Genomic DNA, 25,549 nt, shown 5'->3' with positions numbered 1-25,549 from the left:
AACCTGTCGCCCGGGGCGGCAAGTGCAATAAGATACTTCAACGTAAGGTGGGACCGGCAAAGGTGGAGCCGTTTAACGAGAAAGTTGTCTATGAAAACCCTTTGTTATCCTTGCGTGTCTGGCAGCCGATCCGTAAGGATGACGATTTCACCAACTGGCATTATCACCGGCAGCTAGAGCTGCTCTATATTATAAAAGGCAGGCTTGATGTGGATGTCGAGGAAGAGAGCTACCATCTCCAGCCGGGCGACATCATTATGATCGGCGCTTCCCAGCTTCACCGCGACCGGAGTGTCGGGCATCTCGACTACATCGTCCTGCAGTTCGAGCTGGAGCCGTTTTTCGATCAGAGCACGATCGCTTATATGCGCTACTTCTCCGAGACCGAGAATCCGCTCAGCATGGCCAATTATATTTTTCAAGAGAACGGCAAGGTGAAGAAGCAGATCGGAGACTATATCCGACAGCTGCATCAGGAGGCGGAACGCAAGGAGACCGGCTACGAAATCGCGGTCAGCGTTCTGATCAAGCAAATTCTGCTGACCCTGCTGCGCAACGATAACCGGAAAATGCTCGCCGAGCAGGACGACTTCGACCGCCTCCGGCTGAAGCCTGTCCTGGACTATGTCGAGAACCGGCTGACCGACCGGATTCAGGTGGAGGAAGTCTGCCGGATCGCCAACATGAGCTATTATTACTTCGTCAAGTTTTTCAAGAAAACGATAGGGATGTCCTTCACGGAATTCGTCAATTACCGGAAAATCAAATGGGCGGAGCGCATTCTTCTTACGAAGGATCTAAGCATTACCGAGGTCGGAGAACGGATCGGAATGCCTAACATGGCCCACTTTTATAAGATGTTCAAGAAGTACAATGACTGCTCCCCCAAGCAATTCCAGCGCAAGATGCTGGATTGGAACCGGCAATAGCGCAAACAAAAAACTCGTCCACCTTATCCCTTTGGTGTGACGAGTTTTTTTGACATGACCAATTTATAACCAACGCCGCGAATCGATTCGATCTGTACGGATTGACCCAGCTCCAGCTTCTTGCGCAGCGAGCTGACATGAACGTCAACCGTACGCTGCCCGCCGATATAATCAAAGCCCCACACCACGTTCATCAAATCATCTCGCGTAATAACCATCCCCGGACGCTGTACGAGATACAGCAGCACTTCGAATTCCTTCGGACGAAGCGGAACGGTCTCCCCGTTCAGAATGACTTCGTATTTCTCCGGATAAATCGACAAATCTCCTACGGTAATGACCTTCTCGGACGTTTCGATCGGCACCGAGTCATCCTGCTGCGTCCGGCGCAATACCGCCGATACCCTCGCGAGCAGCTCGGCAACGCCAAACGGCTTCGTGATATAATCATCCGCGCCATGCTTCAGCCCTTGAACGACTTCCTCCTCCGCATTGCGGGCGGTCAAAATAATAATAGGCGTCTTTACGCCATTCTGGCGAAGCCTTGTTAGTATTTCAAAGCCGTTCAAGCCTGGCAGCATGATGTCCAAAATAATGAGATCGAACGCGCGCTGCAAAGCGGTTTGAAGCCCGGTTGCACCATGATCAATGACAGTCGTATCGTAACCCTCTTGCGTCAGATTATACGACAAAAGACGCGCGAGTGTCGGTTCATCCTCAATAACGAGCACTTTATGTGACATGAGTACCTCCAGCCTGTCCAGCCTGGACACAGATTTCTACCTTATTTTATCACGATTTCATGAAGAATGGGTAAATTTTTCGACCGGCTGTTATTGCTGAAGAACGGGCAGCTCGATGACAAATGTCGAACCGACGCCTACGGCGCTTGTGACCGTTATCGTGCCTTTGTGCAGCTCAATCAGATGCTTGACGATCGACAGACCAAGTCCCGTGCCGCCTGAACTTCGTGATCTTGCCTTATCGACCCGATAGAACCGCTCGAAAATCCTCGGCAGATCCTTCTTCGGAATGCCGATGCCGGTATCGCTAATCTGAATCCGGATATGATCCTCATCGACGCTGGCGATATTCACCGACACTTTACCGCCTTCTGGCGTATAGTTTATGCCATTTGCGATAACATTCATCATAATTTGCCGTAGACGGTCCTCATCGGCTTCCACGTACAAGCCATGCTCCATCTCCAGCTGCAGCTTGATCGATTTCTTCGCCGCCTCCGACTCCATCATCGTTACGGTCTTCGTCATGAACGAATCCATCTCCACCGGCGAGAAGTAAAGCGGAACACGCTTCGATTCGATTTTCGACAAGGCCAGTATGTCCCCGATGAGACGGTTCAGCCTGTCGCTCTCGTCATAAATGATCTGCAGGAAGGAACGCGCGGTCTCCTCATCGTTCACCGCCCCGCCAAGAAGCGTCTCGGCGAAGCCTTTCACGGCCGCGATTGGCGTCTTCAGCTCATGGGATACGTTCGCGACGAACTCGCTGCGCATCCGCTCCAGGCGGCGGATCGCCGTTACGTCCGCAAGCACGAGCAGCACCCCGCCGAATTCCTGGTTCTCCTGGAGAATCGGTACCAGGTTAAGCTCCAGCAAGCGCTCCTCCGGAAAGTAGAACGTAATCTCCTCGCGGATATGCTCACGGCTCTCCAAGGCCTCCTGAATCAGCTGGGAAAGCTCGTATTGCTGCTTGGCTTCCGCGTAATTCCTTCCGACGAGCTCGCCGGACGAGATACCCAGCAGCTCGCCCGCGCGGCGGCTCATCAGCAGAATTTTGCCGGCCTTGTCAATCATCATAACGCCGTTAATCATGTTATCAAGCACGCTCTCCAGCTGGCTTTCGTTTTGCCGGATCCGCGTCATTTGCACCTCAAGGCTTTCAGCCATGGCATTAATAGCATGACCAAGCTCGCCAACTTCATCCTGCTTTCTGACCTTCACCCTCGCTTTATAATCCATCTGCTTGATGCGCTGGGCAACCTTCGTGATTTGTTCCAGCGGACGGGTTAAGCTTAAGGCGATTCGATAGCTGATAAAAGCGGCAACGATAAACAAAATCAGCAGCCCGATAATGAGCACGGTCCACAGCTGATTGATGCTCTTGTCGACTTCCTTCAAGCTCATCGCCAGGCGGATCACATTGGAATGCGGGTCCGAAGGATCTACCGCCAAGGCTACATACAATAAATTTTCCTTCAACGTATCGCTGTACCGGATAGCCCGTCCGATGCCGTCTTTATGAGCTTCCACAACCTCTACCCGCGTGCTGTGGTTATCCATCGTTTCCGGGGCATGATCCGAATCGCCAAGGACGGTGCCGTCGCCGGCTATGAAGGTCACCCTTGTATCGGCATAAGTCTTAAGATTCTCGGCTTCCTTCGTGAAATACGGGAACAGCGCCGTATTATCTCCCTGCTTCCACTCGGTTTTGGCCAGAATGATATGCATCTCGCGGATCATGTTATCCTCAAGCGCATTGATATGGTTATCCTTAAACGTCTTTGCCATGAAGAGACCGGCCGCGGTTACGGATAACGCAAGAATAATGATCATGGTTAACGTTAATCGGTTGCGAAAGCTGTTCATGGCCCTTCATCTCCAATTAGACTATTTGTCACTCGTATTATCGTACATGCCGTCATGCGGCTTTGCCAGTCTTGTTTTTGTTAAGTTTTTGTAAAACAAAATGATGCACCGTCGCGAGCGGCTGCTGCACAAGGATGGAAAGCACAACCGGCACGGCAGCCAGCGGGCTGAAGTAACCCAGCGCCAGCACGATGCCAAGCGAAATATTCCGCATGCCCGTCGCGTAAGAAACGGTTACCTGCACTTCCTTGCCGCCGAATTTGGCCGTTCCGAGGAAGCCTACTGCATAACATACCCCTACCAGCACAATAACAAGCGGGATGAGCTTCAGCATGTCATGCTTCAGCTGATCGACATACGGCGCAATCGCCGAAGCGTTCAAGGCTACCACCGCAACGAAGCAGAGCTTCGAGATTGGCATGGCAACGGGCTTCACCTTCTCCTGAATCCGCCCCTTGCTCAGCTCATGCAAGACTACGCCAATGATGGTCGGAAGAACAACGATAACGAACAGGTCGAACATAATCGGTCCAATCGCAATATCCACGGTTGTATTAAAAAAGAAATGAATGCCGTAAGGGACAACCAGCGGACTCAGTGCGGAGTCCAGCACGACCATCGCAAGCACAAGCGGCACGCTGCCGCCCGACATTCCAACCCATAGGACGGTTGATACGCCAAGCGGAATAATCGTAAAGAGCACTAGCCCAACAACGTAAGGCGAGGACGCTCCAAACCATAACGAGCCAAGCCCGTAAGCGACAAGCGGGGAAAGCAGATGCGCCAACAGGAGCGTCCATACCAGAATGCCGGGCTTTTTGACAACCTCATACAAATGCTTGAGTCCGCAGCCAATTCCCATCGTTAAGGTGACGTAGGCAAACAGATACGGAACGGCATCCACCATCGGAGCAAGCGAGTCGGCAAAAAGAAAACCCAGGACAAGCGATCCCGGGATCAGCAGAAACATCCATCGTTCAAAAAAAGAATTAAACCGAAGTCCAAACTCCCTCGTAAGCCATCCCTCTTTTCGATATAATGTCGATCGATATGATAGCCTTTATAATAGCATACTCCTCAAAAGATAACTGCCCGAACATAAAGAAAGACACCCGAGAACTTCGGCTGCCTTATCTATATCTTTCCCATTCTCAGCTATCCCGCTACAACCCCATCCTGTAAGCTTGCGGCCGGCAAACAAATATGAATCGCAGTCCCTTCGCCTACCTGGCTTGTTATATCAAGCGTCCCGCCATGCGAATGGATGATTTGCTGGGTGGCCATCATGCCAAGGCCCGTTCCGTTTTCTTTGGTTGTATAAAAGGGAGCGCCGATCTTGGCAATAAGCTCCTGCGGAATGCCTTTCCCCGTATCGGACACCTGAATCATTAGCGTTTCCGGGCTTGGGCTGGAGGCGTGGATACCGATGACCCCACCGCTAGGCATAGCCTCCATGGCGTTTTTAATCAGATTGATAAATACCTGCTTCAATTGAGCCGCCACGCAGCGAATGGCCGGCAATCCGTCCAGACCCGATAATCGGATTTCCACGTTATTCATTAACGCTTGGGAGCTCATCAGCAGGCTGACATCCTGTACAATCTGGCAGATTTGTTCAACCTTGAATTCCTGCGCCTGCGGCTTGGCCAAGTATAGCAGCTCGCTTGTAATCAGCTCGATTCTCCGCAGCTCATCCTTCATAATCGTAAAATATTTTTCGTTAACGCCGGGAACGGCTTGCTCGATCAGATGAACGAATCCTTTCAAGGAGGTGAGAGGATTCCTTATTTCATGCGCAATGGAGGCTGCAAGCTGACCAACCGCCGTCAATTTTTCAGCTTCCAGCAGCTTTGTCTTGTTTTGATTCTCCTGCATGATGTTTTTGGCAACGCCAAATACCCCCATGGATTCATTATTGACGATAATCGGCATATTGGTCACCTTGACGTCAATAACTTTTCCGTTCTTGTGAATCGCCTTCGTTTCATAATGCTGCGTAATCCCCTTTGCCGCCAGCTTGAAAAGACTCTTTGTCTTCTCCAGCTCCTCCGGGGGAATGAGCGGAATATAGGACATCTGCAAGAACTCTTCCGCCCTATAGCCTAACAGCTGCTCCATCGCAGGATTTACGCTAAGATAATTCCCTTCCAGATCAAAGGCAAATACCGCATCCGGATTGTATTTGAAGAGCGACGCGTAGTGCTGCTCCTTCAGCAGGGACAGGCCCTTTTTCTGCGTAATATCCTGCAGGTAAACCGACAGCCCGTCGGAGGAAGGAAAAACCTTCACCTCTAACCAGATAGAGATAGGATGACAATAGGCCTCGAATTCAACCCGGATCTGTTCCTGCATCGCTTTACGGTAGTGCTCATAAAAAATCGAATAGGCTTCCTTCGGAAATTCACTCCATATATACTTGCCCATCATTTCATATGACCTTCGCCTGAACAATCTGGCCGCTCCATCATTCATATAGGTAAATTCCCAATTGTTATTAAGGGCAAAGATAGCGTCCGTTATCCGATCAAGAACCTCGTTCTGTCCATTATAATGGTTCATATTTCCTCCCAGTTATGCGAAAATAATTTACCAAATAATAAAAAGCCTAAATAAGAGCCTTATTTCGGCTTTACTTAGGCTGATGTCCAGCGATCTTTCTGGTTCATTACCACCAATTTATTGACCCGGATTTAAAATGAACACCATGACGCTTTTATCCAGATGAAAATCCCAGTCGACGAACAGATCCGTAACCTTTGCGTTTAGAAATTTCTGGAAATGACCGTTATTATGCAGGTGACCCTTTTCAAGATTCCGTTTAGCCAGCTTCAAGCTTTCTTCATGACCGATCCGAATTAATTCTTTCTCTATGCTGATCAGAATCCCAACGCGAATGACGAGCAGGGTTCTATCATTGATCAGGCAAGAATATAGGACGTCCGGACGTTTCTGAACCTGTTGGCTGATTAGACTGATCTCGTGCTGAAGCTCGTCTTTTCCTATATAGTCGCTGCCGAGGTATGGCTGTCCCCGGTCATCATGGCCCTCAACCCCAACCATAACGCCGGAATGATTGTGCAGACCCCAGTCATAATAAAATTCCTGAATATTCATGCCTGCTAACAGCAGCAGGTAGGCTTTGATCTCCGGAATCAACGACTTCATTAGTAAGTCTCTAGTCGATTGAATCGAGTGGATTTGATCTTGCTCAAGAAGGATCTTCTCCGTCGGCGACAAGAAGTTTCTTAAATACAATACGACATACGGCCGATTGATGCTGACATAAATGGACTGCGGTCCTCTCCCGAAAGCCTCTCTCAGCAATCTGCCCACGTAGCTCGCTATTTGGGCTTGAGCCTCTTTCTCCAAGATCATTCATCCTTAATTTAGGCAAAAGCATTATTTCTTCCGCCCCAGATTTATTGTAGTTATATATTCGGAATAACACAATCGAAACTTTACCTATTATTTGCCTTTTTCCGCATCTTATCCGTTTCTTCATTTATGATTCGGATTCATTATAAATACGATAACGCTTTTATCTTCATGGAAATCCCAATCGACAAACACGTCTAAAATCTGCGACTTGATGATCTCCGGGAAGCGGCTGCTGTTCATTAAATAGCTTTTTTCAAGATTGCGTTCCGCGAGCTTCAAGCTTTCTTCGAATCCAAGACGGATCAACTCTTTGCCGAGGCTGATCAGAATTCCAGTTCTGACGACCAGGAGCGTCCGGTCATTGATCATATAAGAATGAGTTTCATCCGGCTTCTTTTGGATTTGTTGACTAATGCGATCGATCTCAACGTGCAGATCCTCTTTCCCCGAATACCATTCCTGCGGTCTGAACCCGAGAGACTCATCCTCCGCCTCTATGCCAACAAGCATGCCGGAGTGATTATGAAAGCCCCAGTCATAATAAAATTCCCTGATGTTCATATCGGCAAGCAGCAGGAGATACGCTTTTATTTCCGGCATCAGCGATTTCATGACCAGGTCACGGGTATGCTGCACGGAATTCACCTGATCCTGTTGAAGAAGAATTTTTTCGGTTGGCGATAAGAAATTTCTCAAGTAGATTACGATAAACGGGCGGCTGATATTAACAAAAATCGATTGCGGTCCTTTTCCGAACGCCTCGCGGAGCAGTCTTCCAATGTGGCTCGCAATTTCCTTTTGAATTTGCTTTTCATTCTTTTCCAAAAAATCCATCCTTAGTCTTAGGTAAACCTGCTCTTTACCTTCAATATGTAATTCTAATAGAGACAAAAAAAGCCTAAATAAAAGTTGTAAGAAACCAACTCTTATTTAGGCTTATGTCCAGCTCCGTCTCTGGTTCATTAACGCCGAATTAGTCGTTAACCATAAAAAAACAATTTAAATAGGCAAAAGCTTTATTTCCTTTACCCTAGCATTATTCTAATGACTTTTTATCATTTAAACAAGCAAAATTTCAAGGGAACATGATGAACAAACGGAAAGCCTCCGGAGTCAAGGTCGTCTTCGGCGGGTAAGCTAAGTCGCGCTGTCTTCCTATTAATCAAAAATATGATTCAAAAATCGGCTTGCCTTCCGGACTCCACTCCAGCTTGCGGATGAACGTGTGACGGTTCGGATCGTAGAGCGGATCGCCAATAATCTCTTTATACGTGCGGGCGTGAAAGACAAGAATGTCGTCCTCACCGTCCTTAGACTTTGTAAAGCTGTTATGGCCCGGTCCAAACAGGCCGCGCTCCTCATCCGTCTTAAGCACGGGCTGCGACGATTTCGTCCAGGCGTCCGGATTCATCAGATCAGCTTCTTCCGACGCTTCGAGCAGCCCCATGCAGTAATGATGATTTGTCGCGCTGGCTGAATAGGAGATGAAGATACGTCCGTCGCGCTTCACGACAGCCGCCCCTTCATTCACGAGGAAGCCGATCACTTCCCAGTCATACTCCGGCTTTGTCAGCATGACCCCGTCCGCCGCCAGCGTCCACGGGTTCGCCATAGGCGCGATATAAAGGTTGGAGTTGCCCTTGATATCCGGATCCTTCTGAGCCCAGACGAGGTAACGGGTGCCGCGATGCTCGAATGTCGTAGCATCAAGCGCGAATGATTCCCACATCGTCTTGATTTGGCCTTTCTCGATCCACTCGCCTTCGATCGGATTCGCCGAGGCGTTCTCCAGCACGAACATGCGGTGATCGAATAATCCGTCGTTCGTCTCCGTCGTGCGGGCTGCGGCAAAGTAGATATACCACTTACCGTCGATATAATGGATTTCCGGCGCCCAAATGTTTGCGCTCATCATGCCGGTTTCGTGCTTTCGCCACGCGACGACCGGCTCCACTATTGCGAGTCCCTCGATCGTACTCGCACGTCTCACCTCGATCCGGTCATATGCCGGAACCGAGGCCGTAAAATAGTAGAACCCGTCTTCATGCTTGTAGATCCACGGATCGGCGCGCTGCAAAATAATAGGTTGTTCCGTTGCCTGCGTCGTTTTCTGTTCAGTCATCGTCTCTCTCCCTCTCTATCTTACCTGTGTTATCGTCTTACACCCCACATAGCGACGCCATCCTTTGACAGGACCGTGAATGTCTCTGTCCATGCCTCCGCCGCCTCATCCCACGATCGGAGCCAATAACCGTCATAATTCACGCCGGCGATTGTCAGCCCCAGACCGGATTCCCCGTTCAGTCGCCATTCACCGCTAACATTCCCGGACACGGTGCCGTCCGTTTCAAGCCGGATCGATGCCGATTCCTTCAGCTCCGCCGAGATATCCTTCCCGTGGTTCACAAGCTCATAATCTCCCGCGACCGTATCTTTACCAACTTTCCGGAGTGTCTCGCCGGCGTACCGGAACGGCGCAACAACCGGCCAGCCGTCCGCGTTCAGGAAAAACTGATGGACCCGAATCTCATGCTTCTCCCCGCTGTAAGGGAACCGCGAATGGAAGATTAAAAAATATTGTCCGCTTTTCTCATCGTAATAAGCCGAGTTGTGACCCGGCGACACATAGCCGCTCTCGCGTCCTTCATCCGCCGGATCATTCCACAGATGGTTACCCACGAGTTTTGCGCCAAACGGCTCGATCGAACGGTCATCGAACAGCGGAAGAGACGGATCCGCCTTTGCCTCAATCATCTCCTTGCCCGCGGCATCAACATATGGACCGTCCGGGTTTTTCGACCGTGCTACACGAATGTTGTAGCCGCCTGCCGCATCAAGCCCGCCGAACGACAGGAATAAGTAATAGTAGTCCGAGTCCGGGCTGTACAGCATATACGGGCCCTCGATCCGGCTATGATTGCCGCCGAGCAGCTTCTTGCCGTACCCTTGGTCAGGCAAAGGTTTACCCGTCTTTGCATCCATTTCCATAATGAAAATCCCGCCCGAATACGACCCGTACACCATCCACAATCTGCCGTTCTTGTCGAAGAAGACATCGGGATCAACAACGTTCGGATGGATGGTTGCGTCATAGATCTCTCCATTCTCGCTCGGCTCCCCCCACATGCCGGACTTGAGAATGATGCCCAGATCTTTATACGGCCCTTCGATGCCATTCGCCACGGCCACGCCCATTGCCGATAGCGGCGAATCGCCGCGGCATGCATTGTAATACATGTAATACCTGCCGTCGGCCAGCTGAATGACATCCGCAGCCCAAAGCGTATCGGTCTGCGCCCATTGGAAAGCCTCGCGCAGCTCCTCTGTCACATTCGGAATGAGCGGATTGCCGTCAGCCACGCCGGATGCGATAAGCTCCCATTTCATCAGATCGGTTGATTTCGCTGCCGCCAGATGCGAACCAAACACATAAAAGGTGCCGTCTTCCGTTCGGATGACGGACGGATCATGGACGGATGCTTCCGCGAACACTGGCGCGCCCTCCGCTTTGCCTTCTCCGTTATTCCCCTCATCGCTGCAGCCAGCGAGCAGCAGCGCGGCCGTAAAAGCCGTGCCGATACCCGTCCACAGACGACGGTATCTCCCCGCCGCGCGCGCCATTATACGTTTGGCGTCAGCCGCACGACTGCTACCGATGCCGGAGGCAGCTTAACGGACAGCTTGCCGTCCGCCCAGTACGCATCGTTAAGCGACCGCTGCGTCACCCGGTTGGGCTGATCAAATGTATTATGCGCGCGAATGTCATCTGCCGAGAGGAGGGAGCCGCTAACCGTATACCCTGAAGACGAACCGCGCAGTTCGAGTTTCAAATCCGACGACTTTAATGGATCAAGGTTCGCGAGGCTGACGCTGATCATGCCATCCTTGATCGATGCGGATACGGTTACCTGCGGCAGCTTCTTGCCGAAGCCTTCGTATTCTCCGAAGGAGCCATGAACAGCAAGCGCCTCGGCATCCTGATGCACCTTGAACATCTCAAGCACATGGTACGTTGGCGTAAGCAGCATTTGGTCGCCTTCCGTCAGAATGACCGCTTGCAGCACGTTTACCATCTGAGCGAGATTCGCCATATGAACGCGGTTGCAGTGCTTGTGGAAGACATGCAGATGAATAACAGCGACAAGCGCGTCGCGCATCGTATTTTGCTGGTACAGGAAGCCTGGATTCGTGCCCGGCTCAGTGAGGAACCAGGTGCCCCATTCGTCAACAATAAGACCTACGCGCTTCGCAGGATCGTACTGATCCATGATGGAGCTGTGGCGTGTAATCAATTCGTCCATATGAAACGCCTTGACCATCGTTTCCGCCCAATCCTGCTCATCAAATTCCAATGCCGATTTCTTCTCTTCCCATCTGCCCGGAATAGTATAATAATGAAGGCTTAGACCGTCCATCACATTGCCCGCCTTGCGCATTAACACCTCCGTCCAACGATAGTCGTCAATGTTCGCACCGCCCGCGACCTTATAAATACGGTTGTCGCCATATTGTCTGACATAGGTCTGATAGTTGCGATACAGATCCGCATAATATTCCGGCTCCATGTTGCCGCCGCAGCCCCAATTCTCGTTGCCGACTCCAAAATATTTCAGCTTCCACGGCTCTTCCCGGCCGTTCTCCCTCCTCAGGTTCGCCATCGGCGACTCGCCGTCAAATGTCATGTATTCGACCCACTCGCTCATTTCCTGAACGGTACCGCTGCCTACGTTGCCGCAAATATACGGCTCCGCGTCCAGCAGCTCGCACAACCGGAAAAACTCATGCGTGCCAAAATGGTTATTTTCCACAACGCCGCCCCAATGAGTATTCACCATCCTCTTCCGAGCTTCGCGGGGGCCAACGCCATCCTTCCAATGGTATTCGTCCGCAAAGCAGCCTCCGGGCCAGCGGAGGTTCGGAATATTCAGCTTGCGCAGCGCCTCAAGCACGTCATTGCGGATCCCCATCGTATTCGGAATCGCAGAATCCTCGCCAACCCATAATCCTTCATAAATGCAGCGGCCCAAATGCTCTGCGAAATGTCCATAAATATGACGGTTGATCTTGCCGACCGTCCAGTCCGTGTGCACAACGATATGGTTAGTAGTCATCGTTTGGTTTGTCTCCTTTTTTCTATATAGAAGCAATAATCAATTCCTATCCTTTAATACCCGTCAAAGCGATCCCTTCAATGAAGAAACGCTGCGCGAAAGCAAACAAGATCAAGGTAGGCACAAGCGCAACGACCGCGCCGGCCATAATAAGCGTCCATTCCGTTGCATAGTAGGAGGAGAAGGAAGCAAGCTCTAGCTGAAGCGTATATTTTTCCGGAGTATTGAGGTAGATCAACGGTCCCAGATAGTCGTTGTACCCTGCATTAAAGGATAGAATCCCTTGCGTTATAAGTGCCGGCTTCGTAAGCGGTACAATGATCTTCGTAAAAATGCCGAACGGGTTCATGCCGTCGATCTTCGCCGCATCCTCTAGCTCGTCGGGAAGCTGCTTAATGAATTGGCGGAAGAAGAAAATCGTCATCGGCGCACCAAACATGCCGGGAATAATAAGCGGCTTCCAGCTGTCGGTCCAGCCAAACGTCTTGAACATGATAAATGCCGGAATCATCATAACCGCACCGGGAATGACCATTGTGCCGACGAGTGTCATAAACAGCTTGTCACGCCCCGGGAAGCGCAGCTTCGCGAACGCGTAAGCAGACAGCGCGCAGACAAACAGTCCGATCAGGAGCGTTGGGATGACAACAATCATCGTGTTGAGGAAGCCTCGAATCATATGCGCATCCGTAAAAATTAACTTGTAGTTCTCCCAGGCAAAGGCTGAGGGTATCCACTGCGGCGGATACGAGAACACTTCGCCGTCCGGCTTAAGCGATGTTGACAGCATCCACAGGAAGGGTACCGCCATGATGACGCCACCGATGATCATTAGCAGGTAAACAACCGTATTGACGAGCGCTGCACCTGTTTTCTCCTTGCGGCCGGTTATTGTACTCATGATTCGTACCCCTCCTTAGTTATAGTGGACCCACCGCTTGGACAGCAGGAAGTTGATCAGAATAACAAGCATAATAATGATGCCGATAAACCAGGCGATTGCCGACGCGTAACCCATCTCGCTGTACTCGAAAGCAACGGTGTACAGATAATACACGATTGTTGTCGTGGAGTAATTCGGGCCTCCGCCCGTAAGCAGCTGGAACCGCGGGAAGTCCTGAAGCGCGCCAATCAGCGAAGTAATCAGAATGAAGAACGTCACCGGCGAAATTCCCGGCACCGTAATGTGAATGAATTTGTTCCAGCCGTTAGCGCCGTCCACCGTAGCGGCCTCGTACAAGGACGATGGGACATTCCCAAGCGCAGCAAGATACAGGATAATGCTGACGCCCATGCCGCCCCAGACCCCCTGGATGATGATGGCGATCATGGCCCAGTTCTCGTCGACAAGCCATGCCGGCGGATTGAGGCCAAGCTCGCTCAGATAGTAGTTGAGCAGGCCGAAATCGGCATTAAAGATCCACTGCCAGATCATCGCCAGCGCAACCATGGAACAGATCGTCGGAAGGAAAAACATCATCCGGAAGAAGTTTCTGCCGCGCAGCTTCCGGTCGAGCAGCAGCGCGATAATCAGGGAGATAATCATACCGACAGGAACTCCAAGTGCCGCGTAGAACGTATTCCACAACGTTTTCCACACAAGCGGATCGTTCGTCAGGGCGCGATTATAGTTCTCGATGCCTGTAAAATCGGCTGGCTGGCCGAAGTTAAAAGTCGTGAGGCTCATATAAAGCGAATTGATTAACGGATACAGCAAAAACACAAGCGCGCCGATGAACGGCGGGGCGATGAACAGGAATCCCCACCATTTCTCGCTGCGATAGAGCGACTTTCGCTTCGGCGGCTTGACTGTATGGTCCTTCATCAGGGCTGGCCCCCCTCTTCTCTAAGTTGTTCTTGTTAAAAAGGTGCAGCGCGTCCGTTCGCGGCATCCGCGCTGCACCATGTCGTTACGAATTATTGAAAGAGTTCCGGATTGCCTTCCTTCAGGTCTTTCTCAATCTGCGGCTTCAGCTTCGTGAAGTAGTCGGCCGCCGATTCCTTGCCCGTCCAGAACTTGCCGAGGTTTTGGTTCAGCGTATCAAGCCATTTGCCGTTTGGCAGGTACGTCCACGGCCCCGGCTGCTGGCCTTCACCCGCCTTGACGAACACTTCCGGATGCTCCGGCTTCTGGCCAGGCTGCGTGTATACTTCGTCGCTGGACATCGATTTGAAGTTAGGAATCTGGAAGCCCAGCTCCGTCATTTTCTTCTGGCCTTCAATACCGGAGAAGAATTCAACCAGCTTGAACGCTTCCTCCGGATGCTTCGACTTCGCGTTTACCCCAAGGCCAACCGAACCGGACCAGCCGTTTGTCCACGACCCGTTATTGGACGGAATCGGAGCGACATCCCAATCAAACTTCAGCTTGCGGTATGTAGGCACCATCCAGCGGCCGCCCGTAATCGTCGCAAGCTTGCCCGCCTCGAACATTTGACCGTCGTTCATCGATTGCAGCGCCCGGGAATCCGGTACAACCTTGTGCGTATTCGTCATATCGTAGATGAACTGCATCGCATCGGAAGCAGCCTTCTCATTCAATGTGAACTGTTTGCGGTCATCGCTTAGTATCTTTCCGCCATTGCCCCAAACGAAGCCTTCCCACCATACCGGACCCGCGCCGTAGATGTCGGTCTTGCCGTCACCGTTCTCGTCGACCGTCAGCTTCTTCCACATCTCAAGCGCTTGATCCCAAGTCATAGGCGTATCCGCACTCGGATATGGAACGCCCAGCTTGTCGAAAATCGCTTTGTTATAATACATAACAGTCGGGCCAATATCTTTCGGAAGCGCATAGTAGCCGCCTGTTCCCGTAATTTTGCCGTCGTAACGGTAGCGGCTCAGACCGCCTTCCCACATATCATTGAGGTCCAGCTTGCCGCTTGCCTCAACATACTTCGTAATATCCAGAAACGCGCCTTGCTTCACCCAGCGGGGAAAGTCGCCGTCGCTTGTGAAGATCACATCCGGCGCCGAGTTGCCGGCGATCATGGTATTCATCTTCGTTGTATAATCGTTCGGAATGTGAATGAATTTGACTTTAATGTTCGGATTCGCTTTCTGGAATTCGTCGAGTACCGCTTCGAAAACTTTGCGCTCGTCCGGTGCTCCCCATGAAGAGATGGAGATTTCAACTTTCTCAGCCGGCTTCTGTTCTTTCTCTGTATTGCTGCCAGCCGCCGCGTTCGTACTCGCCTCAACATTGTTGCTTTTTGCACCCTTATTCCCGGCATTATTGCTGCTGCATCCCGTAACCGCCATCGCGGCAATCAGCGTAAGCATCAAAATCGAACTTTTTTTCATTTGTTTCACAACCTCCTCATGATTAGAAAGCGAATGACAATCCCCCATAATAGCGCTTACATGTTTGCTCCGAAAAAAGACTTCCTCCCTTCGACTGCTCGGCAGCTATTTGGAAACCGGTACCAGTAGTCAACAGCTACCCTTAGTATTTAACAAATGTGTGAAGTATTTCGTAGATGTCCGTGCTATTAAGCATGTTAAATCGAGATTTTGGTTTTGTCAACGCTTTTTCGTGAAGTGTTTCATATTTTTATTAAATTCTTTTGAAATTAATTCAAAAATTTAAATGACTGTTACACACTCTTGTCAGCGATCAATCCAATAAGGTATATTTAATATAAAAATGAACTATCGGAAGAGGTCCCATGGAGACAATCGTATCGGAGAATAATCTCCCCCTGTTTGAAGCCTTGGCCAGCAACGTCCGAATCAAGATCATTGAACTGCTCGGACAAGAGCCGATGATCATGAAAGACTTGGCCGCCGCGCTTGGACTCAGCAATTCAATCATTACCATGCACGTTAAGAAACTTGAGAAGGCCGATCTGGTTCGCACCGAGATGATTCCCGGCAAGGGTGCGTCGCAAAAGCTTTGTACCTTGGTCGCCGATCGGATCGAGCTTGTGTTCCCAAGCAAAGGGCTGATTCCGCGCAACTTCCATATTTCCAACATCTCGATCGGCCATTTCACCGATTTCGACGTCAAGCCGACATGCGGCCTGGCGTCCAAGTACAAGATCATCGGCGGCGGCTTCGACGACCCGCGGTATTTTCTTGACCCGGAACGCGTCGACGCGAAAATATTATGGTTCTTGAAGGGCTTTATCTCGTACAAAATTCCAAACTACCTAAAGCCGGATGAAGAGCCTGAGGAGCTCGAGATCACGATGGAGCTAGCGTCCGAGGCCCCGCTTTCCAACGAGCATTGGCCGTCCGACATCTCCTTTTCCTTCAATGGATTTCCGATTGGCAAATGGACGAGTCCCGGGGACTTCGGCGGAACGCGCGGCAAGTATACGCCGGAGTGGTGGAACATCGAAATGAATCAATACGGCCTGCTCGTCCATATCCGGATCAACGGCGACGGCACGTTTATTGAAGGCACGAAGGTCTCGGACTACACGATTGCCGACGTCGATATTAACCGGCTGCAGTGGGATCTGAAGCTTGAGGTGAAGGAAGACGCGAAGAACATTGGCGGCCTGACCATTTACGGTTCCGGCTTCGGCAACTACTATCAGGATATCGTCAGCAAGCTGACGTACATTGACCGCAAGAAATTGAAATAAACTTGCGCATACAACATAGAGACAGCTTCGCGCCCACGATATGCTCCCCTACGGTAGACAGGTGAAAAAATAAAACCTGTTACGGTAAGGGGAGCTTTTTCATGGCTAGAGGAACGTTGAGCTTCAAAAGACAGGTGAACCGTTTAAGGTTGGGCTCGCCTGAATTATGGTAAGATATAGTGTAAAACAAGCCCTGCTGCCGACGGATTAGAGAGGAGTTTGCGAAACAGATGGAAAGTCATTTTTTCGCTTATATGTACCGCCTGAAATATATTGAACGATGGAGTCTGATGCGAAATACGACCAAGGAGACCGTTGCGGAGCATTCCTTCCACGTTGCGCTGCTTGCCCATATGCTATGCGAGATCGGCAACAGCTTTTTCGGCCGCAGCTATAATGCCGACCGTGCCGTAACGCTGGCTTTGTTCCATGATGCGACTGAAGTTTTTACCGGCGATATTCCGACTCCCGTGAAGCATCATAATCCGAAAATGCTCGCAAGCTTCCGCGAGATAGAAGCAATGGCCGCTGAGCGGCTGCTCGGCATGGTGCCGGAGCCGCTTCAAGCCTCGTACGCCCCGCTTCTCGGCAAGCCGGGAAGCACGTTATCCGAAGAAGACCGGCTGCTCCACAAAATCGTAAAGGCCGCCGACCTGCTGGATGCTTACTTGAAATGCCTGACCGAGGTTTCCACGGGCAACCGCGAGTTTCTCGTGGCCAAAGGACAGACGGAGGCTGCCATCGAGCAGCTCGGGCTGCCGGAGACGGAGTGGTTCCTCGCTCATATGGCGCCAAGCCTCGGTATGACGCTGGATGAATTATCGTAAAGAGCAGAGTCCTGCTCTTTACGGTTAATTGCAGAAGAAAAGCAGCAATGTTTAATGGTTTGGGGGAGTAATCATGACGTTCAGAATATCCAGGGGGCATGTCCTTTTTTTACTCGGAGTTGTTTTCCTATTACTCCTTCTTGGATGGAATTATTTCAACGGCTTATACTGGCTCGCTGCTGCCGTATCTCTATTCCTGGGCTTCTATCTTAGCGAAAGCTGCGAGCTTCATGATGGGGTACTTACGAAATCCACGCTATTCTTTTTCAAGAAACGCCTTGTCATCAAGGACATTAAGCTAATAGAAGCCGTTACCAAAAAGAAACTGGGTTACATCTATATCAATCTCACAAAAGGTCCGACGGAAGATTACTACCTTATCCACTTTAAAGATTTGACAACCTACAAACTCAATGCCAACTTGTACAATAAGGGTCAATCGATAGGCAGATTCCTGGCCAAGGAGTATAAAATCAAGATAAAGGAAAAAGAGATCATGCAGTATCTGTACGGAAACTGATTAATCAAGGCTGGTGAGTCTTATGTCCATTCAAAGCACAATGGAGCGGATTAAGAGGGAGCTTAATAGGATACTAGATGATTACGAGGATTGGTTTCATGCTCCGGTTGCTTTGCAAAGCTTCCTGCCTCATGAAGGATGGAGCATTGCTCAAATTTTGGAGCATGTCACTCTGACGAACCATTTTCTGCTGATCCTCATTCGAAAAGGAAAAACCAAAGCTCTTATGCTCGCAGCCAAATCGAATTTGGAAGATGCATTAAATGATTATCATCATAATCTGGGAGAGCTGGATCAGATCGCGGAGCATAAGTCTTTTAAATGGATCAGGCCGGAGCATATGGAACCGAAAGGAGAGATGCCGCTCGAGAGGGTTCATGCTTTGCTAAGGAGCCAGATCGAGGAATGCCTGGGCATCCTGCAGGACTTAAGCAATGGCGAAGGAATCTTATATAAAACCATGATGAGCGTAAATAACTTGGGCAAAATCGATGTGTATCAGTACATCTATTTCTTGGTGCTTCATGCCAAGCGGCATATTGCCCAAATGATAAGGGTAAAAGCAGAATACGAACAACCGTAAAAGCCGAGTCCATAATGGACCCGGCTTTGCTTTTAATAATGGCAGCTGCATCGTCGTTGCGATAGACATGCTTATGCCGGATGGTCTTATGTCTCCTGCCATAGCCGTTTCACGTTATCCATGGCAATGCGGGAGGCCATGCGGCATTCCTCCATCCCTTCGAATTCGACCGTCAGGAAGCCGTCGTAGCCGGACTTCTTGATCAGACGGAAGATTCGCCGGAGATCGAGATCGCCGTGGCCGACAATCGCGCCGCGCAAATACGTGCCGTGGGCAGAACTGAACCAATCGCCGCCGCCCGGGAACTCGTCGCTAGGCCGGATGTAAAAGTCTTTGATATGAAGAAGCGAAGCATAAGGCATATTGCGGCTCACCCCAACGAGGGGATTCTCGTCGACGCACAGAAAGTTGCCGACGTCGAGCGTCGTCCTGAAGTTAGGACGGTTCACCTCCTGCAGGACGCGCAGCACGCGGTCGCTTGCCTGCACGCTGAAGCCGTGGTTCTCGATGGTTGTCGTAATGCCGTATGCTGCGGCGTAATCGGCAATGAGCAGGCTTCCCCTCACCATGCTGCGCAGATTCTCCTCGAACCATTGAATCGTCATGCTCTCCGGCGGAAGCGTAAACGCCGTCACGTCGTGGCGCATATGCTTCATGCCAAGCCTGTTCACAAGATCGACGTGTTCCTTGACGCGCGAGACTTCAGCTTGGAATGCTTCCTCGCTGCCTTGCACGAAATTAGCCGGCATCGAATAGTTGGACAGCTCGATTCCAGCAATCTTCGCCTTCTCCCGGACCGCGTCGGCAAGCTCCGGCTGATCGACAAGCGTAAAGCCGTAGGGCACGATTTCCATATGCTCGCCGCCGTTTTCGGCAATCCATTCCACAACGTCAAGCACCGACATTTCCCCTGCCTTAAGCGCGGGCAGCAGGCTGTACGTGCTTAATCCGACCTTCATAACCTGTCGCCTCCCCGAAGTCCGTCATGCATCGCATTCAGCAGCCGGCGAGTCCGGTCACAGCCGAATTCCCAGAACATTAGACCGCCTAAACCGCTGTCTTTTACATATCCGCACTTATGCCGGATCGATTCCTCATCGTCGTAAGAGATAAAGCTAGACCCGTTGAACAGGTATGGCGCGCAAGCCTCTTCGTCCCAGTAACGCACGTATCCGTTCTTGCCAATGTATTCCGCGGTTAGAGCGGTATAATCAGGCCCGTATCCGCCAACGCTCCCGGCCATCTGGTGAAGCCCGCGGTTTAGGTTCGGCACCTGGTTCCACATCCGGGAATAAAAGGCCGCTCCGATAACAATCTTCTCCCTCGGCACCCCGGCGCGAACGAACAGATTGACGGAGGCATCCGCGCTGATCCGGAAAAGGTCACCCGTCGGCGTATACAGATTGGTATGGTGACCGGTCAGCACCTGGAACCCGCCGCGCATATCGTAGGTCATAAGCTGAACCAAATCCAAATATTTCTGCGCCTGATCCATCTCGGTGCCGTCTATGTAATACTGATCGGCTCCCGCCGCAATCGTAAGCAGATAATGCCGGCCGTCCAGCTTCCCTTGCTTATCCAATGCTTCTCGGATGACGGCGAGCAGCAGCGTAAAGTTCGCGCGGTCCGCCGGGCTTGCCCCGATTCCGGCTTCGCCGTAGCAGGGATATTCCCAATCCAGATCCACCCCGTCAAAAGGATGCTCCGTCACCGCGCGAACCGCCGATTCCGCCATGCGGCTTCTTCCCGCTTCGGTAGACGCCGCTTCGGAGAAGCCTCCGGCGCTCCAGCCGCCGACGGAGAGCAGAATATTGAGTTGCGGGTGTTCTGTCTTGATCCGCTTCAACTCGTTTAGATGGCGCAGATGATCGATGGTAATAGCATCTCCCCGGACATGGCCAAACGCAACATTCAGATGCGTAAGCTTCGTCAAGTCTTCCCTTGTCAAATCGGGAAGATGGTTATCGCTCGCATATCCGGCGACCACGTAGTTCTGGTTCGTCATTTAAGATTCGCTCCCTTTCGCCGGTGATGATGGGGTAGTCTGCCTTACGGCGGCCAACGCTTGGATGGCCTCCTTGCCCATTCCGATCTTATAGCCCGATGCGGCGTAACGGATGCGGTCTTGGCTATCCAGCACGAACAGATGCGGAAAGCCCGCCTCGCGGTTTGCGGATGGCGGCAGCGAAGCTTGCCAACAATCCCTCGCGAACGTAACTTCTGACTGCAATTGCGGGTATTGCGCGGGATTAAACGACAAGGTCGATTCGGCATCGCCGATCAGGAGAAGGATCGCTGCCCCGGTATATGCCGCGGAAACCGCCAGCTCTCCCAGCTCGCGCAGCAAATGCTTCGTCGGCTCGCGCTCCGGCTCGATCCAAGCCACGATTGCGTCATCGCCGGTGATCAGATCGCCCATCGTCAACGGTGATCCGTCCAGTCCTGCGAGCGGTCTCGCCCGGTCCATTACGCCCAGTACCGGAAGCTCGAGCGCAGCCTTGCGATAGGTAAGCTCAACATCCGTATTCTCGCCTTCGCGAACAGCGAAATGCGAAAACCGCGCCAATACCGTGCCGTCCCGAAGCCTTACGCCCGTCGTAATCCGGTAGGAACCGGGCTCTGCTTCAAACAGCTTGCCGTATACGTCGCCAAACTTAGGCGGATAGATTAACGTTTTGTAGAACCCGTTCTTCTCCAGACGGGCAATCGTGAAATTCTCGGCGTACGACGGCTCAGGCGCGTTCTCCGCAGCCTCGGGATCGCGAAGCAGCCGAATGCTGCCATCCCCCCCGGACGAGGGCTGCGGCGACTTCGCGTCCGGCATCGCGTCCCGCCACTCGCCGCCCGCCTTGTATTGCGGCTTCAGCTCTTGCGGATGCAGCCGCGCCGGAATCCCCAGACTCCGGCAGACGGCTACGAAGAGAATGTCGAGCGAGTCCCTGTCTCCCCGTCTCAGCCTAAACGTGCCGACGGGATTGCCTTTGCCCTTCAAATTCGGAAGGTCTTCCCACTCGCCGTACCTGTCGTTCAGCCAATGCGCCAGCGCTGACGCGTTCGAACGGAAAGCTTCTCGCTCCTGCTCCGTAAACGCGGCTTGAAAGAACTGTCGGTAAGGCACAATCATCTCATGCAGCACGCGTGGGCAGAGAATGTAAGGGATGAACTCCTCGTCCGGCCATTCGCCGCGAACCGCAAGCGAACCGATCAGATGATCGTTCAACGTCTCCTGCCGCGCATCTATCCAATCCTTCTCGCGAAGACTCTCCAACAGGCGCAGCGGCCACGGCCCATATTCGGCTGTTCGCTCGCGCAGGAAAGACGCAATCTCGCGGAAGTTTCCGCGCGACAGGCTCAATATGCTCCACACCCGTTCCGCCGGAAGCCCTAACGAGACAGCCAATTCCTCGGCCTCCGGTTTGCTTGCGAACGTGCTCTCATAGGCGGTACGCAGCCTTGTTCCTTCTTCGACCCGGTGAGCATGCCTGCTTCCCTGCTCACCGGGCAGTGGTTTTGCCGGTTCTCCTTCGCCTTCCGGCGGAGGAACCATATCGAGATCGAGCGTACCTCCCGGCTGCTCCGTCCGATCCAGGACAAGCTCGCGGATAATATCCCCGCCAGCAGCCAGCTTCACCTCGCCCCAAAGGTTGTCCCAAGCCGCGCGAACCAGCAGATCCCCATACCCCGTCTTGAAGCTGATCTCTCCCCGTTCGTCCGCCAATAACGTGGCGATCGGGTAAAATTCCGCCATATTGTACAGCTCGAAGCGCACTACGGCGCCCGGGACCGGATGTCCGGCCCCGTCTTTCACCGTTAACGCAACGATACGGGTAGGCGCATAATTTTCGAGCAGATTAATCTCCGTAAACCATCCGTTTGCCGCGATAATATCCTCCGGGCCGGGATAGTCGTCGGCCAGGATTCGCGTATTCAGCAGCATCGCCCGGCGGGCCGGCGGGCCGAACCACCCCTGGTTGAGCCGAGCTTCCGGCTCGCAAGCGCCAAGAAAGTGCCATTTCCCGTCCGCCCAGGCCTCTACCCAGGCATGATTATCGTCGCAATGCGCCCAACGCGGCGTGTAAATCTGACGGGCGGGAATACCGATGCTTCGCAGCGCCGCAACCGCCAGCGTCGATTCCTCGCCGCAGCGGCCCCTTGCGCTCTTGATCATCGTAAGCGGCGACATCGTTCTCAAATCGCTGCCGATATAGGCAGCCTTCTCGTGACACCAATAATTCGTCTCCAAAATGGCCTCTTCCATCGTCAGCGACTTTGTGCGATAGGCTAGCTCATTGAACAAAATGCCGCGGTGATCTTCGATATTTTCCGTATTGACCCGGTAAGGGAGAACATAATGCAAGAACAGGGAGTCGGGCACCCGGTCTCCCCAAGGAACAAGCCGGCGGATCGCCAGCGTGCTCCGCACATGGCTCAAGAACAAGGCGCCGTCATAATCGGCGAGATCGTTCACCGGCATGTAGGCGAACAAATACTTGAGCGCCCAGCTCTCCTCCTCGGACAGCCCCTCCCGGAGAACGTCGAACAACTCGCGTTCCCTGGCCTGCGCAAGCTGGCGTTTTACACTTAATTTGCTTTCGATGAGATCCCGTTCCGCTTGATTCAGCGAAAACGGCGAAGTCCAGTCTGTCATGCTCCCGCTCTCTCCTTCCACAGCTTCCCGTCCTCGCGAATGCACCAGAGCGATACTCCGTCCGACGACAACGCCGAGATTTGAAACATACTGCGCGTCGTTTCGACCGTTGCTTCAATGCTCCACGTATCGCCTTTCATCAAACGCTTCGCATCCGCTTCAAACCTTCCTTCAGCCGCGAAATGGTTGCGCTGGCGGTAATACAGCTTCCGCAGCTCCCACTTGATGCGCTCGTCCTCCGGCATCGCAAAGGAATCCGGGCCTTCATCGCCGGAGAACAACACGTAACCCCACAGTTCCGGATAATGCATGTTGACGATGCCCATCGGCGTCCACACCCAGTTGTCCTCCGGATAGGGCTTGCCCGTCTTCGGATTGATGACCTTGCGGTAGCCGCCTTCCGCCGGCTCCGCTTGCCATTCCACTCTGGAGAAGTTGATGCGCCAGAATTCCCCGGCCAGCGGCGGCCTGCTCTCCGCCGCGCATTCGCGCAGACTGGCCCAAGGAATAGCGATTTCGACGCTCCACATCCGGTTGTCGGCCGCTGGATTGTTCAACTCGCCTTCGATATAAACGGCGCTTCGCAGCCCCGCGATATCCCAGCCGTTCACCGGCGGACCGCCGTCCCGATACGGCTTGACGAGCAGCAGATCCCATACCGTATTCAGCGCATTGATTTCAATCTCGTAATAACCATGCGTGTCCCCGTCCGGATCGATAAAAATTTCAAAATCGTTGTCGTAAAAAATAACCGAATCCCGCTCGGTGAGCGTTGCCCAGATCTGGTCCTCCAAGAGCTCCGCTCCGACATACAAATAATCGTCGTCCCACAGCATTTTGACGCGAGTCCGCTTCGTAGGCTTGGAGCGGACTTCGCCTTCGATATCTATAAAATCCTCGGTCCAGTCCGCCGCTTCCCAGAATGGCTTACTCAAACGTCCGTCAAGCGCGAACGGCTCCAAGGCCCGCCGGCAAATATAATGCCTTGGCCCGTAATCGATTACCGGCTCCGGCACTCCGCTAAGCATCCTATCCTTCCCCCAATCGCTTCCGCTAGTTAGTTATGGGTCACTACGGCTCCCGTGCCTCCGTAAAACTTTACTTCCTCGTCAAATTCCAGCTTCAGCACCGTTACGTGCTTGTGCGTGTCTTCCGCCGTCAACCCGATCCAGGTTGTTCCGGGGATGTCAAACCAAGGCACGCCGCCATGAATTTGATGCGTCAGCTCTTTGCCCGAATGCAGCACGGTAATCCGCCTAATCGGATTGCACAGCCCTTTCAGGCATAGCTGTTCCTTCGGATCGTCATAGACGAACAGGTAGAGCGTCTTCTTATCCGGCGTTAGCGTGCTTCCGCCCGAATAATAACGCGCCATAATGCCTTCCCGCGTGCCGTAAACCGCCTCCGCGTGCTGCCGGATCCACTCGCCGAGGCCAAGCAGAATATCTTCCTGCCGCTTGTCGATTGTCCCGTCCTCCCGCGGCCCGATGTCCAGCAGCATATTTCCGCCCATGGAAATACAGTCGCAGAACATCCGGATGATCATGCCAAGGGATTTGTAACGGTTGTCCGTCGGCACATACCCCCATGAACCGTTAATCGTCGTGCAAAACTCCCATGGCCCTTCCGGTCTCGTTATGGGAAGTCCCTGCTCCGGCGTCTTGTAATCGCCATGTCCCTGCAGCCGTGAATTGATGATCACATCCGGATTAAACGATTTCAGGTACTGCTTGAACGCCGGCAAATTCCATTGGCCGGCGCTCCGCTCCCAATCCCCGTCGAACCAAAGCAGGTCCACCCGGCCGTAATTCGTAAGCAGCTCCCGAAGCTGGCCATTGTTGAACTGCAAGAACCGCTGCCATTTCCCCTCGTCCTCAAGGCCGTCTGGCGGACTGGAAAACCGGTTAACGGTGCTGAGGTCCTCGGGAATCCTGCCGTCCTGATAGACGCTTGGATAATCCGGATGCGACCAGTCGATCAGCGAGTAGTACAACCCGAGCCGAATCCCCCGCTTCGTAATCGCATCGGCGAATGGCCTAACCAAATCCTGGCCTGCCGGCGTCTTCTTCACGACATTCAATTCGCTAAGCTGCGTGTCCCATAAGGCCACGCCGTCGTGATGCTTGGTCGTCAGAACGGCGTACCTCGCTCCAGACTTCTCAATCAGATCGGCCCAACCTTCCGCATCGAACCTTGCAGCCGTAAACCCGTCAAGCTGATTCATATATTGTTCATAAGACATTTTCCCGTTGTAAAAAGACCAGGATTCCGCCACGCCGTCAACCGCATAAATGCCGTAGTGAATGAATATGCCAAGCTTTGCGTCTTCGAACCATCCCTGCATCCCGCATC

Annotated in this window: 22 protein-coding genes; 5 read left to right on the top strand and 17 right to left on the bottom strand. The window is 52.4% G+C overall.

The window, feature by feature from the left end:
* Positions 1-62 precede the first annotated feature (62 nt).
* On the top strand, positions 63-929 hold the full coding sequence (locus tag EV294_RS01995) for a helix-turn-helix domain-containing protein (protein WP_132303353.1): 867 nt from the start codon (positions 63-65) through the stop codon (positions 927-929).
* A 23-nt stretch (positions 930-952) separates the two neighbouring features.
* Here the strand turns inward: EV294_RS01995 and EV294_RS01990 are convergent, their stop codons facing one another.
* From EV294_RS01990 to EV294_RS01935, 12 genes are all read right to left on the bottom strand, one after another.
* A complete protein-coding gene (locus EV294_RS01990; protein WP_132303352.1) occupies positions 953-1,672 on the bottom strand; it encodes a response regulator transcription factor in 720 nt (239 codons plus the stop codon).
* Between the two features lie 90 nt (positions 1,673-1,762).
* A complete protein-coding gene (gene pnpS, locus EV294_RS01985; protein WP_132303351.1) occupies positions 1,763-3,538 on the bottom strand; it encodes a two-component system histidine kinase PnpS in 1,776 nt (591 codons plus the stop codon).
* 52 nt (positions 3,539-3,590) lie between these two features.
* Positions 3,591-4,508 carry a bile acid:sodium symporter family protein gene (locus EV294_RS01980; protein ID WP_132303350.1) on the bottom strand — a complete coding sequence of 306 codons (918 nt, stop codon included), beginning with the start codon at positions 4,506-4,508 and terminating at the stop codon, positions 3,591-3,593.
* 185 nt (positions 4,509-4,693) lie between these two features.
* Complete coding sequence (locus tag EV294_RS01975; RefSeq protein WP_132303349.1) at positions 4,694-6,097, bottom strand: PAS domain-containing sensor histidine kinase; 1,404 nt, start codon at positions 6,095-6,097, stop codon at positions 4,694-4,696.
* Positions 6,098-6,214: 117 nt separating this feature from the next.
* On the bottom strand, positions 6,215-6,913 hold the full coding sequence (locus EV294_RS01970) for a Na-translocating system protein MpsC family protein (protein WP_132303348.1): 699 nt from the start codon (positions 6,911-6,913) through the stop codon (positions 6,215-6,217).
* Positions 6,914-7,036: 123 nt separating this feature from the next.
* Positions 7,037-7,750, bottom strand: a complete 714-nt coding sequence (locus EV294_RS01965) for a Na-translocating system protein MpsC family protein (protein ID WP_243711542.1) — start codon at positions 7,748-7,750, stop codon at positions 7,037-7,039.
* Positions 7,751-8,078: 328 nt separating this feature from the next.
* Positions 8,079-9,038: a glycoside hydrolase family 43 protein gene (locus EV294_RS01960; RefSeq protein WP_132303346.1), complete on the bottom strand. Its 960-nt coding sequence runs from the start codon at positions 9,036-9,038 to the stop codon at positions 8,079-8,081.
* Between the two features lie 29 nt (positions 9,039-9,067).
* Positions 9,068-10,537 (bottom strand): arabinan endo-1,5-alpha-L-arabinosidase AbnB, encoded by a 1,470-nt coding sequence (gene abnB, locus EV294_RS01955; protein ID WP_132303345.1) that lies wholly within the window; start codon positions 10,535-10,537, stop codon positions 9,068-9,070.
* A complete protein-coding gene (locus EV294_RS01950; protein ID WP_132303344.1) occupies positions 10,537-12,027 on the bottom strand; it encodes an alpha-N-arabinofuranosidase in 1,491 nt (496 codons plus the stop codon). The genes abnB and EV294_RS01950 overlap by 1 nt, the downstream gene beginning before the upstream one ends.
* A 46-nt stretch (positions 12,028-12,073) precedes the next feature.
* Positions 12,074-12,928 carry a carbohydrate ABC transporter permease gene (locus EV294_RS01945; protein ID WP_132303343.1) on the bottom strand — a complete coding sequence of 285 codons (855 nt, stop codon included), beginning with the start codon at positions 12,926-12,928 and terminating at the stop codon, positions 12,074-12,076.
* Between the two features lie 15 nt (positions 12,929-12,943).
* Positions 12,944-13,852, bottom strand: a complete 909-nt coding sequence (locus EV294_RS01940; protein ID WP_132303342.1) for a carbohydrate ABC transporter permease — start codon at positions 13,850-13,852, stop codon at positions 12,944-12,946.
* Between the two features lie 92 nt (positions 13,853-13,944).
* Positions 13,945-15,330, bottom strand: a complete 1,386-nt coding sequence (locus EV294_RS01935; RefSeq protein WP_132303341.1) for an ABC transporter substrate-binding protein — start codon at positions 15,328-15,330, stop codon at positions 13,945-13,947.
* Between the two features lie 365 nt (positions 15,331-15,695).
* On the opposite strand from EV294_RS01935, the gene EV294_RS01930 reads away from it, so the two are divergent.
* From EV294_RS01930 to EV294_RS01915, 4 genes are all read left to right on the top strand, one after another.
* Positions 15,696-16,619, top strand: a complete 924-nt coding sequence (locus EV294_RS01930; RefSeq protein ID WP_132303340.1) for an ArsR/SmtB family transcription factor — start codon at positions 15,696-15,698, stop codon at positions 16,617-16,619.
* Between the two features lie 230 nt (positions 16,620-16,849).
* On the top strand, positions 16,850-17,446 hold the full coding sequence (yfbR, locus tag EV294_RS01925) for a 5'-deoxynucleotidase (RefSeq protein WP_132303339.1): 597 nt from the start codon (positions 16,850-16,852) through the stop codon (positions 17,444-17,446).
* A gap of 73 nt (positions 17,447-17,519) precedes the next feature.
* Positions 17,520-17,966, top strand: a complete 447-nt coding sequence (locus EV294_RS01920) for a hypothetical protein (protein WP_132303338.1) — start codon at positions 17,520-17,522, stop codon at positions 17,964-17,966.
* Positions 17,967-17,988: 22 nt separating this feature from the next.
* Positions 17,989-18,549, top strand: coding sequence for a DinB family protein (locus tag EV294_RS01915; RefSeq protein ID WP_132303337.1), 561 nt, complete (start codon positions 17,989-17,991; stop codon positions 18,547-18,549).
* 86 nt (positions 18,550-18,635) lie between these two features.
* Here the strand turns inward: EV294_RS01915 and EV294_RS01910 are convergent, their stop codons facing one another.
* Genes EV294_RS01910 through EV294_RS01890 form a run of 5 tightly spaced genes read right to left on the bottom strand, consistent with a single transcriptional unit; the run spans position 18,636 to position 25,541 of the window.
* Positions 18,636-19,508 (bottom strand): sugar phosphate isomerase/epimerase family protein, encoded by an 873-nt coding sequence (locus EV294_RS01910; RefSeq protein WP_132303336.1) that lies wholly within the window; start codon positions 19,506-19,508, stop codon positions 18,636-18,638.
* The gene (locus EV294_RS01905) at positions 19,505-20,554 is read right to left on the bottom strand and encodes a glycoside hydrolase family 18 protein (protein WP_132303335.1); all 1,050 of its coding nucleotides are present in this window, start codon (positions 20,552-20,554) and stop codon (positions 19,505-19,507) included. The genes EV294_RS01910 and EV294_RS01905 overlap by 4 nt, the downstream gene beginning before the upstream one ends.
* Positions 20,555-23,197 carry a transglutaminase-like domain-containing protein gene (locus EV294_RS01900; RefSeq protein WP_132303334.1) on the bottom strand — a complete coding sequence of 881 codons (2,643 nt, stop codon included), beginning with the start codon at positions 23,195-23,197 and terminating at the stop codon, positions 20,555-20,557.
* Positions 23,194-24,225 carry a carbohydrate-binding family 9-like protein gene (locus EV294_RS01895; protein WP_132303333.1) on the bottom strand — a complete coding sequence of 344 codons (1,032 nt, stop codon included), beginning with the start codon at positions 24,223-24,225 and terminating at the stop codon, positions 23,194-23,196. The genes EV294_RS01900 and EV294_RS01895 overlap by 4 nt, the downstream gene beginning before the upstream one ends.
* A 29-nt stretch (positions 24,226-24,254) precedes the next feature.
* On the bottom strand, positions 24,255-25,541 hold the full coding sequence (locus tag EV294_RS01890; RefSeq protein WP_132303332.1) for an alpha-L-fucosidase: 1,287 nt from the start codon (positions 25,539-25,541) through the stop codon (positions 24,255-24,257).
* Positions 25,542-25,549: the final 8 nt, after the last annotated feature.

Source organism: Paenibacillus sp. BK033 (assembly GCF_004345425.1).
Classification (GTDB): domain Bacteria; phylum Bacillota; class Bacilli; order Paenibacillales; family Paenibacillaceae; genus Pristimantibacillus.
This window is presented reverse-complemented; position numbering and strand designations above follow the sequence as displayed.

Excerpts from the sequence above, each read along its gene's own strand:
- EV294_RS01990 (WP_132303352.1), bottom strand. The coding sequence starts at position 1,672 with ATGTCACATAAAGTGCTCGTTATTGAGGATGAACCGACACTCGCGCGT.
- pnpS (WP_132303351.1), bottom strand. The coding sequence starts at position 3,538 with ATGAACAGCTTTCGCAACCGATTAACGTTAACCATGATCATTATTCTT.
- EV294_RS01980 (WP_132303350.1), bottom strand. The coding sequence starts at position 4,508 with ATGTTTCTGCTGATCCCGGGATCGCTTGTCCTGGGTTTTCTTTTTGCC.
- EV294_RS01975 (WP_132303349.1), bottom strand. The coding sequence starts at position 6,097 with ATGAACCATTATAATGGACAGAACGAGGTTCTTGATCGGATAACGGAC.
- EV294_RS01970 (WP_132303348.1), bottom strand. The coding sequence starts at position 6,913 with ATGATCTTGGAGAAAGAGGCTCAAGCCCAAATAGCGAGCTACGTGGGC.
- EV294_RS01965 (WP_243711542.1), bottom strand. The coding sequence starts at position 7,750 with ATGGATTTTTTGGAAAAGAATGAAAAGCAAATTCAAAAGGAAATTGCG.
- EV294_RS01960 (WP_132303346.1), bottom strand. The coding sequence starts at position 9,038 with ATGACTGAACAGAAAACGACGCAGGCAACGGAACAACCTATTATTTTG.
- abnB (WP_132303345.1), bottom strand. The coding sequence starts at position 10,537 with ATGGCGCGCGCGGCGGGGAGATACCGTCGTCTGTGGACGGGTATCGGC.
- EV294_RS01950 (WP_132303344.1), bottom strand. The coding sequence starts at position 12,027 with ATGACTACTAACCATATCGTTGTGCACACGGACTGGACGGTCGGCAAG.
- EV294_RS01945 (WP_132303343.1), bottom strand. The coding sequence starts at position 12,928 with ATGAGTACAATAACCGGCCGCAAGGAGAAAACAGGTGCAGCGCTCGTC.
- EV294_RS01940 (WP_132303342.1), bottom strand. The coding sequence starts at position 13,852 with ATGAAGGACCATACAGTCAAGCCGCCGAAGCGAAAGTCGCTCTATCGC.
- EV294_RS01935 (WP_132303341.1), bottom strand. The coding sequence starts at position 15,330 with ATGAAAAAAAGTTCGATTTTGATGCTTACGCTGATTGCCGCGATGGCG.
- EV294_RS01930 (WP_132303340.1), top strand. The coding sequence starts at position 15,696 with ATGGAGACAATCGTATCGGAGAATAATCTCCCCCTGTTTGAAGCCTTG.
- yfbR (WP_132303339.1), top strand. The coding sequence starts at position 16,850 with ATGGAAAGTCATTTTTTCGCTTATATGTACCGCCTGAAATATATTGAA.
- EV294_RS01920 (WP_132303338.1), top strand. The coding sequence starts at position 17,520 with ATGACGTTCAGAATATCCAGGGGGCATGTCCTTTTTTTACTCGGAGTT.
- EV294_RS01915 (WP_132303337.1), top strand. The coding sequence starts at position 17,989 with ATGTCCATTCAAAGCACAATGGAGCGGATTAAGAGGGAGCTTAATAGG.
- EV294_RS01910 (WP_132303336.1), bottom strand. The coding sequence starts at position 19,508 with ATGAAGGTCGGATTAAGCACGTACAGCCTGCTGCCCGCGCTTAAGGCA.
- EV294_RS01905 (WP_132303335.1), bottom strand. The coding sequence starts at position 20,554 with ATGACGAACCAGAACTACGTGGTCGCCGGATATGCGAGCGATAACCAT.
- EV294_RS01900 (WP_132303334.1), bottom strand. The coding sequence starts at position 23,197 with ATGACAGACTGGACTTCGCCGTTTTCGCTGAATCAAGCGGAACGGGAT.
- EV294_RS01895 (WP_132303333.1), bottom strand. The coding sequence starts at position 24,225 with ATGCTTAGCGGAGTGCCGGAGCCGGTAATCGATTACGGGCCAAGGCAT.
- EV294_RS01890 (WP_132303332.1), bottom strand. The coding sequence starts at position 25,541 with ATGCAGGGATGGTTCGAAGACGCAAAGCTTGGCATATTCATTCACTAC.